The sequence below is a fragment of the Thermogemmatispora sp. genome, from assembly GCF_019683635.1.
In the GTDB taxonomy this organism is placed as follows: Bacteria; Chloroflexota; Ktedonobacteria; order Ktedonobacterales; family Ktedonobacteraceae; genus Thermogemmatispora.
This window is the reverse complement of the sequence record NZ_JADGIA010000055.1, coordinates 14,794-27,936: the sequence shown is the minus strand read 5'-3', so window position 1 is coordinate 27,936 and position 13,143 is coordinate 14,794. Positions and strand designations below refer to the sequence as shown.

8 protein-coding genes are annotated in these 13,143 nt (G+C 61.0%); 6 read left to right on the top strand and 2 right to left on the bottom strand.

What is annotated here, in order from left to right; all coding sequences use genetic code 11:
* Nucleotides 1–397: 397 nt before the first annotated feature.
* The 6 genes from IRZ31_RS08525 (at nucleotide 398) to IRZ31_RS08500 (ending at nucleotide 9,176) form a co-directional block, all read left to right on the top strand.
* A complete protein-coding gene (locus IRZ31_RS08525; protein ID WP_297152404.1) occupies nucleotides 398–1,573 on the top strand; it encodes a mannosyltransferase family protein in 1,176 nt (391 codons plus the stop codon).
* Nucleotides 1,574–1,680: 107 nt separating this feature from the next.
* The gene (locus IRZ31_RS08520) at nucleotides 1,681–3,426 is read left to right on the top strand and encodes a hypothetical protein (protein ID WP_297152401.1); all 1,746 of its coding nucleotides are present in this window, start codon (nucleotides 1,681–1,683) and stop codon (nucleotides 3,424–3,426) included.
* Nucleotides 3,427–3,516: 90 nt separating this feature from the next.
* Nucleotides 3,517–4,461 (top strand): DedA family protein, encoded by a 945-nt coding sequence (locus IRZ31_RS08515; RefSeq protein WP_297152399.1) that lies wholly within the window; start codon nucleotides 3,517–3,519, stop codon nucleotides 4,459–4,461.
* A 179-nt stretch (nucleotides 4,462–4,640) separates the two neighbouring features.
* The gene (locus IRZ31_RS08510; RefSeq protein ID WP_297152396.1) at nucleotides 4,641–7,064 is read left to right on the top strand and encodes an FHA domain-containing protein; all 2,424 of its coding nucleotides are present in this window, start codon (nucleotides 4,641–4,643) and stop codon (nucleotides 7,062–7,064) included.
* A gap of 272 nt (nucleotides 7,065–7,336) precedes the next feature.
* Nucleotides 7,337–7,855, top strand: a complete 519-nt coding sequence (locus IRZ31_RS08505) for an NUDIX hydrolase (RefSeq protein ID WP_297152393.1) — start codon at nucleotides 7,337–7,339, stop codon at nucleotides 7,853–7,855.
* 190 nt (nucleotides 7,856–8,045) lie between these two features.
* Nucleotides 8,046–9,176 (top strand): L-threonylcarbamoyladenylate synthase, encoded by a 1,131-nt coding sequence (locus IRZ31_RS08500; protein WP_297152390.1) that lies wholly within the window; start codon nucleotides 8,046–8,048, stop codon nucleotides 9,174–9,176.
* On the opposite strand, the gene IRZ31_RS08495 is transcribed toward IRZ31_RS08500, so the two are convergent.
* On the bottom strand, nucleotides 9,130–10,980 hold the full coding sequence (locus IRZ31_RS08495; RefSeq protein ID WP_297152388.1) for a serine/threonine-protein kinase: 1,851 nt from the start codon (nucleotides 10,978–10,980) through the stop codon (nucleotides 9,130–9,132). The two genes, IRZ31_RS08500 and IRZ31_RS08495, sit on opposite strands and share 47 nt — an antisense overlap.
* Nucleotides 10,981–11,517: 537 nt before the next feature.
* Nucleotides 11,518–13,143, bottom strand: a complete 1,626-nt coding sequence (locus IRZ31_RS08490) for a serine/threonine-protein kinase (protein ID WP_297152385.1) — start codon at nucleotides 13,141–13,143, stop codon at nucleotides 11,518–11,520.

The following is a 13,143-nucleotide window of genomic DNA, read 5'->3' as shown; positions in this document are numbered from 1 at the left end:
TTACCTCGCTGGCTCTACTCAACCTGATCAGTCAATCAGAACATCTCAAGCAACAAGGCGATCAAAGATAAAAGCATCCAATGGCGTAGAACCGGCTGATGTTCGGGCAATCCGGTGGCACCGAAGCATTTGAGAAAGGTACCTTTACAACTTACAAGCAAAAAAGATTTTTATTACGGTATAGAATAAATACTATTGAAATGTTATCTCTTTTATCAAGAGCACATCTGTTATGGGGAGGGTTGAGCATAACCTACAGGGTAAGAAAGGCTCCCTTTTTGACCATCTCCATAGGTCGTTCGTTATACCAGTGGACCTCAGCAAGGAAGCGGAGAAAGACAGCAGGAGAAGAGAAATCCTGTAATCTGCTATATAAAAGGAGAGAAGAGCACTTTCTATGAAACGTGCGCCAACCGCCGATATTCTCTGGCTCTTTATCCTAACCCGCATCGCGCTCATCCTGGTGACCTACTTTGCATATACGCTCCTTCATGGACCGCGACCACCGCAGTATATAGCGCCACCGGTAAGCTTGCTGGCGACGGCCATGTCGTGGAAGCGCTGGGATGCTATACACTATGTAGAGATTGCCCAGTTTGGCTATCGCAGCCCTTTTGACAGCGCTTTCTTTCCTCTCTTTCCTCTCCTGATTAGCATCTGTGCCCATCTCGTGGGAAATCACGGCTATCTCCTCTTTGGCATGCTCATCAGCAATCTTGCTTTACTCGGCTCTTTATTCACGCTCTATCAGCTTGCCAGCGAGGCTCTGGGCGATCAGGCCAGCCGTCGCACGCTGCTCTACCTCTGTATTTTCCCAACGGCTTTCTTCTTCTTTGCTGCCTATAATGAATCGCTCTTTTTACTGCTGGTAACCGGCTGCTTCCTGGCCTTGCGCCGACGACGCTGGTGGCTGGCCGGGCTGCTGGGTATGCTGGCTTCCCTGACCCGCTCGCCGGGCATCTTACTCGTGCTACCCTTCCTCTGGGAAGCATGGATAGCCCGCGATAACCTGGGCCTGCTGGCCGAGCCAGCTGAGCGCAGTCCCTGGCGCGCCTTTCTCTGGCGAGCGCTGCCGGTGGTGCTTATTCCTGCAGGCACGGCTCTCTACTGTCTCTATTGCTGGCATCTCTTCCACTCGCCTTTCAGCTTCGCGGCAGTTCAGTATCGCTGGTCCCATCGCACCGTCTGGCCCTGGGAAGGCATCTGGAAGGCGCTGGTAGAACTCTTCTGGCTGCAGCCCGTCGGCTCGCTCTTCTCGGTCCATCTGGTGCTCGACCTCAGCGCCACCCTCGGCTTTATCGTACTGGCTGTGCTGGGCTGGCGCCGTCTGCGCTTCAGCTATACGCTCTGGATGGCGGCCCTGCTGCTGCTCTATTTAGTGGAACCGAGTATCAATCAGCCCGACTCCCTGATCTCCAACCAGCGCTTCGTCCTGGAGATGTTCCCTGGCTTCATGACCCTGGCGGCGCTGGCCTGCGAGCATCGGCGCCTCCATCAAGCGATCACTTTGATCTTCCCGCCGCTGCTGGCCACCCTCACTATTATTTTTATCATGGGGCTTTGGATGGTCTGAGGATGGTTGGCTAACCAGGGTTCGTAGCGCTCTGGCGCTGCGCCCACCCTGGGCGGCCAATGCTTTTTCTTCCCACCTGCAGTTCGGATGTACTCGATACGTGATCTATGACTGAGATGCTGTTGATAGAGGATGAGATCAACAAGAAGCAGAAAGTACGCGCAAAACCACCACGGGCCGGCCTTGGGTTCTTGTGCATCGCTCTGCTGCTTGCTGGCTATCTGGCCATGATCGTGGCGGCCATTGCTCCGCTAGAGCAGTTAGCCGGGCATCCCGTCGCCAGCCAGCTTCCAGGGAAGGCCCTGGGGCTTTTTGGCTTCTGGGTGCCAGCCAGACTCGTACTCTTCTTCAGGCAATTTTTGCCTTTTTTGGATAGAGCAGATCTCTCGTTTCATTTAATAATTTTTCTTGTTTTCCTGCTCTATCTATTCCTGCTCTGGCTGAGCTGGAGACTGGCCACCACCACGGGTCGTCGCCGGGGGGTGCTGTGGCTCGCGGGCACTGTGCTTCTCATCTGTGGGGGCGTACTCGTGGTGGCGCCCGGAATGCTCTCGCACGATATCTTTGTCTACGCCGGTTATGGCCGCGTCATCGTAGCGCATGGGGCCAATCCGTACTTTGTGCCGCTCTCTGCTTTCCCGGGTGATCCTCTTGCCCCGCTGGATGACTGGAGGACGGCGGTGGCGGCCTATGGTCCGGTCTGGCTGCTGATTTGTGCTATCCTGAGCTGGTTCCTGGGGGCCAATGCGCTGGCCTATGTGCTGGCTTTTCGCCTCCTGGCTTTGATGGCTCACCTGCTCAATATGCTCCTGATCGCTCGCCTGCTCCGGGCACTGGGACGCTCGGAGCGCGTGATCACGCTGGGGGCCATGCTCTACGGTCTCAATCCGCTGATGCTTATCGAAAGTGCACTGGGGGCCCATAACGACGTCTTGATGATGACCTGTATGCTGCTAGGTTGCTGGTGGTGTGCTGATGCCGACGGCACAGGCTTAGTGCGTGTGCGTCGCTGGTTGCCGGCCCTGGTCTTTATGCTGTTGGCGCTCCTGATCAAGTTCACGGCTCTGCTGGGGGTAGCGCTCTTCCTTTGCCTGCTGCTCTTCCGTACCCTTCAGCGTGACAGCAGCCAGTGCCTGCTGCTGGCGCTGCGTCTGCGCTGGCGACCGGCGTTAGCCCAGCTGCTCCTGGCGCTTGGCTGCGCAATCGTAGTGGCGGGGCTGGCCTATCTCCCCTTCTGGCTCGGTCACAGTCCTCATGAGATCGTTGTCAGCCTGGTGACACCGCCCTCGACGAGTCGCGAGCTGGGTCAATTTTCGATCCTGCGCGCTATTCAGGAGTGGAGATACTATCATCCCCAACCGTTGGAAGGCTGGACGGGGCAACTGCTCATCCTCCTGGGGCAGCGCAGTACCTGGAATCTGATCCAGGTGCTGGTGCTGCTGCTGACCCTGGGTATGGCCCTGTGGCTGCTCTGGTGGCAACCGCGGCTGGAATGTTGGGCGGTCGGGGCGCTGCTAACGATGGGGGCGCTCTTTCTGGTGACGCCCTGGTTTTTCCCCTGGTACCTGGCCTGGCTCGTCGCGCTGGCTCCGCTCGTCTGGCCGCGGCACGAGCAGCCCGCGGCGCTGGAGTATGCTTTGCAGGTCTTTGTGCTGGTCTTCTCGCTCTCTGCCTTTGCCATTTATTTCTCACGTGGCTACCTGCCGGCGGGGGGCGGCTGGATCGGCTGGCTTGGTCTCAGTGCCGTTGGGCCGCCGCTTCTGGCTTTTGGGCTGACCTGGCTGGGAAGCTGGTGGCAGGCCAAACGACGGCGTACCAAAGGTAGCTTCCAGCTACCTGGGTCTGGCTCTTGAGGTTGTCTTTGGCCGGGCCAGGGCGTATACTGGCCCGGTAAAAGATTGCTTGCTTGATTTGTGAGGACCCGCGGAAGCGAAGGAGGGTGCATGTTCTGGTGGTCGCGCCTGGTGTTGGTGCTGGTGAGCGTTGCCAGCCGGTCAGTTCCGTTTTTTGGAGTGATCGCAGCGTTGATCTCTCTGCAGACGCTGCAGGATGTGCTGCATGTCTGGGGCTATCCCGCGGTGGCGCTCTTTATTATGATTGAAAGCTCGGGCATTCCCTTTCCCGGGGAGACCATGCTCTTGCTGGCCTCGTTTCTGGCAGGGGTCGATCGCCAGTTGCAAATTCCTCTCGTCATTGCCTGCGCTGCGCTTGGGGCCATTGTGGGCGATAATCTGGGGTATCTGCTTGGGCGTCACGGCGGCAGGCCGCTGGTTGAACGCTTCGGACGTTATGTCTTCCTCAAGCCTGAGCATCTGGAGCGCGCCGAGCAGTTCTTTGCCCGTCACGGAGACAAAACGGTTTTCTTCGGACGTTTCATTGCCGTGCTGCGGGCCTGGGCGGCCTTTCTGGCCGGTGTCAACCGGATGCGCTGGCGGACATTTCTGGTCTACAATGCGGCGGGTGGCATTGTCTGGGCGACCGTTTTCGGCTTGCTTGGCTACTTCGCCGGACGCGTCTTTCACGATAATTTTGCAGCTGTTGAGCACCTGGCGCGCACCATTAGTTGGACTGGGGCGCTGCTATTGGTCGTAGTGGGATTGGTGGCTCTGCTTCTCTACCGCCTGCGCCGTACTCGCCTGGCCAGGCAGCGGCAGCCAGCGCTTGCTCAGCCTCGTCAGGGAGAGGACAGTGGCGAGAGCGGCGCTGCTTCCGTTGCCATTGAGCAGAAGGAGCGAGCGCTCGCGGCTGTCCCGCGTGCCGAAAGCACCTCGTCCCCCTCGGCGGCCTCCGCCGGAACCCAGCCTGATGCGCCTCCTTCAGGCGAAGAAGGGAAGACGTCTCAGCAGCGGAGAGAAGAGGAGGCGAGGGTCGATCACGAGGACTGTTGAGTTCTCTGGCGGGCCGCTGCTCCCTTGTGTCTCCACATCTTGGAGGAGCTTGAGGATCGTCCTGCGGTTTTCCTGCTACCTGGCAGGTTCCCCGATTTAGTACTACTACTTTGCTATCTGCCAGCAGAAACATGCTACAATAGCGACAGATGCTATCTGGGGAAAAAGCGAGGTCGCCTATGCCGGCATTGCGAGAAGGCCAGCGGTTCGAACGCTATCGCGTGATCAGACTCCTTGGCAGCGGAGTAGCCGGTGAGAGCTACGAGGCGGAGGATACGCTGCTGCTACGGAAGGTGGTACTAAAGCTGTTGCATCCCTGGGCGCCGCTCTCGGATGCAGCGCGGCGGCAGTTTTTCCGCGAGATGCAGGGGATCAGTCAGCTAACTCACCGCTACCTGGCGCCAGTGCTCGATTATGGGGAGCTGCATGGCACTCTGTATGTTGCGCGGCGCTTGTTCAGTAGTGGCTCGCTGCTTAACAGCGATGGGCGCTTATGGTTTAGTCCACCACTGGAGCTGTCAGCGGTGGTGAGCTACGCTCAGCAGTTGGCGCAGGCGCTGCAACATGTGCATACTGCCGGCTATCTGCATGGAGGGCTGAGCCTGACGAATATTATGGTGCTGCGCGGGCCAAATGTGGAAGGCGCGTCGGACTATGCCCCCTTCATGCTGGCTGATGTGGGCCTGGCTCACTTTGTGCGCCGTTTCGGGCGGTTGCCGCGTCCCATATTGCCGGTGACGGCAGCTCCAGAGCAGCTCGGCGGACGAGCGACGCAGGCCAGCGATCAATTTGCTCTAGCGGTGATTGTCTATACGTGGATCGCTGGACGCCCTCCCTATTTAGGGTTACCCGAGGAGATCGCTCAGGCGAAGCTGAGCGAGTCGTTCCCGTCCCTCCTGTCGCTGAATCCACAGATACCGGTGGCGATTGAAGGAGTGATTCGCCGTGCGCTCTCGGTCTATCCCGAGGATCGCTATCCTTCGGTGCTTGCCTTCGCCGAGGCACTGCAGCAAGCGGCACCGCGCCCGGTAGCCAGTGCCGGCCAGGCTGCCCCCGAGCTGCAGAGGGAGCCGCTCCAGCAAGAGCCGCTCTCTCCACCAGCAGATGGCGAGAAGCGAGAGCCTCTCTCTGAGGCCAGCGAGCTGGAGCGAGCCGCGGCTGATCAGACGGCGGCTGTGATGGTCACTGGCGAGGAGGCGCAGGCTGCTTCTCCTGGGGAGGCCGCGCCTGAAGAGCAGGCTGAGGCGGGGCTGTCAGAGGGAGTCGCTGCTGCCAGTGCAGAGGCGCTTGCGGCGGCTCCAGTGCAAGAGGCTATCCAGGTGGATGAAGAGACCGTGACCGGGCTGGCCGGGCAGCGGCCCGACGAGGCCATCCTTGTAGCTGAAGCTGTGGCCCAGGTTGTGGATGGGATCACAGGCAATGGGCAGCCGGCGACAGACGATGCTGGAGGCTCTGCCTCGCTCTTGCCGGAGCCGCCGCAAGGGGCGGCGAATGACCAGCACCAGGTGACGATCCGGGAGGAGAGCGGACCAGCGGCTGAGTCGCTAACGGCGAGCGATGAGGCAGGGCCGCCACAGCCTCAGCCAGAATTGAGTCCAGAGCCGGCGGCCATAGAGGCCACCATCAAACAGAGAGATGGCCATTCTCTATCTGGCTCTGCACTGACCTATTTTGAAGCTCTGCTCCAGGCGACCCGCCCCTCAGACATACCGGTCCCTGAGAGCGTGAGACAGGCAGCCTCTTCAGCGGTGAGTGAGCCGGCGACTCTTGCTCCGGAGGTTGCGGGGACTATCGTCGCAGGGCAGGGGCAGGCTGACCCACCTGACATTGAAGCAGCGGCCCAGCAGACTGTAACTGTAGAGCTGCCGCAGACCTCGCCCGCTGAGGTTTCCCTGCTCGAAGTGCTTTCGGGCCTGCATACGCGGCCATCGGCTGCCCCTTTATCTGAGGCCCAGGGGCCGCAAGAAGCGGAAGTGGTCCCTACCGCGGACGCTGCGCAGGCGCTGCTCGTTGCTAACCACACTCAGCCTGAAGGAACTTATGAGGAGGCGGGTGCTGCTACGGATAGCGGAGGAGAGGCAAGCCAGGGGGGCGAGCGTGGGCGGACGGACGAAGAGCGGGAGGAAGCAAGAATTGAGCTGGCGCCGGCATCTGCTCCTGCTGAGGAACCGCACGTTGAGGCAGCTCCTGCCTATATCCTGGTCTTGCCGCCGACAGCGACTGCACGTCAGGCCACTATTGTAGAGCTTTCGGCTCCCGAGGTCAGCATCGGACGTGCTGGTGATAGCGGTATTCTGCTTGAGGGAGATCGTCGCATCTCGCGTCGCCATGCCTTTCTGCGACGAGTAGGGGCTGAGCTGCTCATTGAGGACGGCGATAACACCGAGGGAGTTTTTGTCAACGGCCAGCGTCTGGAGCAGCGGGGAAGCCGGGTGCTCCACTCTGGCGATCAGCTTCGCATTGGCGACCACGAACTGATTGTGTGCCGGAGCCGGGAAGAGGCTCGCCAGCTCCAGCAAGAGCGCACCGTCTCCACTGGCCAGACCAACGCTCAGGCAGCTTCCGATTCAGCGACTTCCTCGTCTTCCTCACCGGCGCTCTAGACTAGAGCGCCGGCCAACGGTGCCACTCCGCTCCCTCCAGCTGGCCTGGCTGGCTGGGAGGCGAATCGAATCTGTCACCTCCCCGATCGGCAGGCTCCCCGGTCGGACTTGTTTGTCTTGTTCCTGTGCTTGTGGAGCGCGCTCAGGCGTTCTCTTGCGTGGTGCTCTGTGGCCCCTGGGGTGTGGGTGAGATCGATAGGGAGGGCCTCCTCTTCCCACATGCAGTACAATGAGAACCATAGCCCATTGGCTGATGTGAGGAGAGGCAACCTGTGGTCTATAGCCTGCTTAAGGCCATTGTGAGCATCTGTTTCAATCTGCTCAATCTTCTGCTGCTAGGCAATTTGCCGCCGCTTGGCGCGGTCAATGTGATCGTTGAGAACGAGGGGCGCTTTCTGGTAGTGCGCACGGCCCGTGGCACCTGGAGCTTCCCAGGCGGTTTTATGCGCTGGCGCGAGACACCCTTCGAGGCGGCGGTGCGTGAGTGCGAGGAAGAGACCGGCCTGCGCATTCGGGCGCAGAGCATTATCGGCTGCTATTGGTTGGTGAGCGCTTCCGTAACGCAGATGAGTTCGCTGACTGCGGTCGTCTGTGGCGAGGTGATCGGCGGTCAGCTGCGGGCGAGTATGGAGGGTGAGCCACTCTGGTTGGAGCGGGAGGAGGCCCTGCGTCGCCTGGGTGAAGCAACTCAGTCCATCTTCGCTGACTATGAACGCTTTCTTGCCAGGCAAGCCAGCGATGGGCTAGAGCCAGAGTCAGAGCGGGAGCTGCATCCGGGACAAGGACGCTAGCCTGTCTGATCGCTCTGGCTCTGCTGGCTCTGGTCGCATTCTGCCGCTGGAGTGACTCGTGTCGGAGGCTAAGCGCTCATCCCAACGGCGGGCGCGTGGCTCTGTGCTTGCTGGCTGGTCTTCTCTCTTCTTTTGCAATGAGGCCAGGCCAGCGCTGACTCCTAATCAAGAAGGTGGTTGCTCAGTACTCATGGCAGACGATATCAAGGCAGTCCCTACTGAGGTAATTCCTGTTGATCCGCGGCAGCCCGAGGCCGCAGTCATTGAACGGGCGGCGGCGCTGCTGCGCGCAGGCGAACTGGTGGTCTTCCCAACGGAGACCGTCTACGGTCTGGGGGGCGACGCTTTGCGAGAGGAGGCAGCCCGCCGGATCTTTGCGGCGAAGGGGCGACCGTTGACTGATCCGCTGATTGTTCATATAGCACAGATAGAAGAGCTAGAACGGGTGGCTGCCGCTGTTCCGGAGCGCGCACGGCGGCTGGCCGAGGCGTTCTGGCCGGGGCCGTTGACGCTGATTCTGCCACGCGGCGAGCACGTGCCGCGGCTGGTCACGGCTGGCCTGGAGACCGTGGCGGTGCGCATGCCGAGCCATCCAGTGGCGCAGGCCCTGATTCGTGCTGCCGGCACGCCCATCGCGGCACCCAGCGCCAATCGCTTCAAGCATGTCAGCCCGACAACGGCGCAGCACGCCCTGGCGGACCTGAATGGGCGCGTACCACTGATCCTGGATGGCGGACCGACGACGGTCGGCGTCGAGTCGACAGTCGTTGATCTATGTGCAGCGGTGCCGCGCATTCTGCGTCCCGGCGGGACGAGTCTGGAGGCCCTGCGCCAGGTGCTGCCCGAGGTTGAACCACCGCAGCCTCCACGGGCCAGCCAGCCTGAGCACGAAGAAGGAGAGGCCCAGCGCGCGCCCGGCCAGTTGCTGGTGCACTATTCGCCGACGGTGCCCCTGTTCCTCTTTGAGGGCGAGGATCAGGCTCAGCGGACAGCAATTGTGGCAGACGCCCTGCAGCGCCTGGAGCGCGGCGAGCGCGTGGGTATTCTGGCGGCAAGCGAGGATGTGGAAACCCTGCGCCCGTGCGAAGAGCGCGGGGCGCTGGTTCGGGCGCCGGCCTCGCTGGAGGAACCGGAGAAGGTGGCGGCAGCTCTCTTCGCCACACTGCGGGAGCTGGAAGCGGCGGCGGTCGATGTGATCCTCTGTCGCAGCTTCAGGCCCGTGGGCCTGGGGCTGGCGGTGCAGGACCGCCTGCGACGCGCAGCGGGTGGACGGATCATTCGGGTTGACCCTTCCGCAACCGCGGCTGAAGAAGTTCGGTGAGCTTCTGAATCAGCATTTCGACCAGCGTCCCGCAGATTGAACTGAGTATCAGCCAGGTGGGGAAGAGACAACAGTACAGGCTAGCGTACTCGTCGAACTGTTGGTTCGACGGCTGCGACAGCTGGCTCAAGGGAGTGCTGTAGATAAGACCGATCGTGAGAGTGGCCAGCATGATCAACAGGCCAGCGAGGTGAAGCCGCCAGGCGCGTCTAAAGGAGCGAAAAGGATTACGACGGACTCGCCAGCCAGTGAGTGTGGAGGCCAGGGGCCAGCCAGCCAGGGCGACGGCGCTCTGCCAGGTGGTTGGGAACAAGCCATGCCCTGACAGTGAAGCATTAAGGCTCCAGAGGACCAGGATGGTCATGCAGCTGACCAGGGCGCCGCGCCAGCTTCCAAAGATCTTCCCGGCCAGAGTCGGGACGGCTGGCAAGAGCAGTAACACGGCTAGCTGGTTCATGATGGCCCAGCTCGGCAGGGTCTTGGTTGTAGGAGGCATCAGATAAGCCAGCAGAAAGAGTGGCAGGGTAGGACCAAGTGCCAGCAGCAGGTAGAGCAGCATGGCAATGGCCTGGCTTACTGTAAGTTGACCGCGTGCTAGCGGCAGGTAGTTTAGTGGAAAGGGAGGTGGTGGGAGCCATGTGGTCTGGGGACTGGAGTAACCGCCAGAGTAGACTGCGAAAGGAGACCGGCTGGCGGTGCTTCTCCTCTGGGCTGCTCGGGAAGAATATGGACGTCTGGCTGCTGTCCTGCTACGCTTGGGAGAGGCTGGAGGCCGCTCCTGCGCCTGGCTCGTGGTATCTGCGTCCCAGGAGACGGCATACTGGGATCTGTGGTGCTCAGGCAGAACGCCAGGCTCGCTGGCTGTCAAATCGAGAACGCTAGAGCTAAGAGAGGAAGTGGAGATAGGCGTGCTTCCCAAAGGGGACGGAGGCCCGGGAGGCCCGGCAGAAGGGGGCGGACCAGACTGCGGGCCAGAGGAGACCCTGATGGTCTCAGCTGTGGCCTCCACAAGCGCACTGGCAAAATCCCGTATGGAGGGAAAGCGAGCGCGCCAATCCTTCGCCAGGGCCCGTAGAATTGCCTGTTCGATGTCCGGGTGAAGGTCGGGCACCTGCTGGCTGAGCGGGGGCGGGGCGGCAGTGCAGTGCTGGGCGGCCACCTCAGCAAAGCTGCCTCTAAAAGGGGGTCTTCCACAAAGCCACTCGTAGAGCACCACCGCCAGTGCGTACTGATCGCTCTCCGGGCGGGGATGGCCCTGGATCTGCTCGGGTGCCATATAGGTGACCGTACCGGCCAGATCCTCAGCGGTTGACAGGCGAGTGCTGGCCGCGATCGTGGCAATGCCAAAGTCTGCGAGCAGCACGCTGTTGTCGCGCCCGATCAGCATATTCTCGGGTTTGACGTCGCGGTGAACGATACGGGCCTCGTGCGCATACTGCAGCGCTTCGCCGATCTGGCGCGTGTAGTCAAAAGCCACGGCCAGCGGCAGACGGCTGCCGGGAGGGTGGCGTTGACGCAGCGTGCCGCCGGGAAGATAGTCCATGACCAGGTAGGAAATACGTCCTTCGTGCAGGCCGAAGTCGAGGACACGCACAATATGGGGGTGCAACAAAGCAGCGATGGTGCGCGCCTCGCGGCGGAATTGCTCGATGGCGCTCTGGTCAGTGACCTGGTGAAGAATCTTGACCGCCACCTTGGTGTCCAGATGAAGATGGGTTGCCAGGTAGACCTGGGCGAAGGCACCCTGGCCAAGGAGGCGCTCCAGACGATAGTGCCCCAGCTGCTGCCCGCTATAGTCGGCCATTATCTCCTTCCTCCCGTTGAAGTCCCCTCATCCTTCCCACCGGGGAGAGTGTAACAATTTCTCATCTTTACTGTCAAGCTGCTTGTTTCTCAGTGAAATACCACGAGATAGCAGCCTCAGTAGACTTCAGGCAGCCACTATCTGACCCGCGCTCCCTGACCATCTATCCCTGCTCGCCAGAAGAACAACCAGTCTTTAGCAATCACGCCCCTTACTGCCTCACTGCCTGCTGATCAGGCTCCTGGGAATGACCTGTGAGAGAGTGGCCCGCGCTAGATTATATCATCTATCATCATATCTGCTTCTATGCGATAGAAAACTATATGGATTTGGTAATAGTAATATTAATAAGACGATAGAAAGCGTCAGAGTAGGAGGATTAGAGGCGTAAAGACTGCTCTTTTGAGCACAAGGTCATTCTCGTCCTGGTTCTCCTGACAGGAACCAGGATCAAAGGCTTAGAGCAGCGCGCCAGCGTTACAGGTCGGCAGCGCTGGCAATAACTTTTGCCGGCTCAAAGGAGAAACTGCGACTCCCTCAGCCCTGTCGGCGCTCCAGCCAGCGCTGGAGGGTCACCTCAACTATCGCACCGAGCAGCAGCGTTCCCAGCAGGGACGCCAGCACGCTCCAGAGCAGCCCATTCGTCAAACCAGGCACCAGCGTCGCCAGCGTCACCAGCAGCGCCAGCGTGACCTCGGCCATGCTTGTTTTCCCCTGCAGGTTGCCCAGCAGCGGCCCCAGGATCAGCAACAGAGCGCCCGGCAGCAAGGCCAGGAGCGCGCGCCCGAAGCCGCGCAGCGTACGGTGCTCATAGATCCAGCCAGTCAGCAATGCTGCTATAGGAGGCATGAGCAAAAATGGCGAGAACGGCAGCCAGCGCCCCGCGAGACTGATCACTGCCAGAAAAAGCGCATAGACCCCATTTACCAGTGCGCCGCGCCAGCTTCCCCAGAGTGCTCCAGCCAGCAATGTGCCGCTGCCCACCAGCGAGCCACCGATCGCCGTATAGAGCCAGAGCGGGAGGCCCAACGTCTGCATTGGTGGAGGAAGGAGCAGTAATGACAGGAAAGGTACTATCAACACGGCGGCATGAACAACCAGAGGGAGAAGCTGAGCGGGTCTCAGGGGGCCGCGCAGGAGCGGCAAATAATTCAGAGCCATCGGCGGCGGAGGCAGGCGTGGCGGAGGTGCTCCCGTCTCCGCGTAATAAGAGAAAGCTGGAGGGACCTGCTCCGTTGGGAGGGCTGCGGCCCTGGCTGTGAGGAGGCTTCCCTCTGAGGCTGACACGTGCAGCGGCGCACCAGCGCTGGCCACCCTCAGCGTCAGCCCACTGACCTCTGCCAGCGCAGCCGCGAAGGCACGCACCGAAGGGAACCGCGCACGCCAATCCTTGGCCAAAGCCCGCAGAATAACCTCTTCTACCGCGGGCGACAACTCTGGAACCCGAGCGCGCAGCGGCGGCGGTGCCACCGTACAATGGCGTACCGCTACCTCAGCGAAACTGCCCGTAAAGGGTGGTGCTCCAGAGAGCCACTCGTAGAGCACCACCGCCAGCGCATACTGGTCGCTCTCCGGGCGAGGATGGGCCTGGATCTGCTCCGGTGCCATATACAGCACCGTGCCCGCCAGATCCTGACTGCCCGCCGCTGCCGCGCCCGTAACATGGCTCAGCGTACCCGTTGTCTCCAGGATCGTCGCGATCCCGAAATCGGCCAGGCGCAGCAGACCATCCTCTCCGAGCAGCATGTTCTCTGGCTTCACATCGCGATGGACGATGCGCCGCTCGTGAGCATACTGCAGCGCCTCCGCGGCCTGGCATACATAGCTCAGAGCCAGCTCCAGAGGCAGGCGACTGCCGCGCGGATAGCGCTGGCGCAGCGAGCCGCCGGGCAGATAGTCCATCACCAGATAGGGGAGATGCTCCTCATGCAGACCAAAGTCGAGCACGCGCACAATATGCGGGTGTACCAGGGCCGCAATCGTCCGCGCCTCGCGGCGGAACTGCTCGACCGCCTCGGGACCGAGCGCAGCATGAAGCACCTTCACCGCGACCCGCGTCTGCAGATGCACATGGGTCGCCAGATAGACCTGGGCAAAACTGCCCGCCCCAAGTAAGCGCTCCAGCCGGTAATGGCCGAACTGTAGGCCACTGTAGTCGCTCAT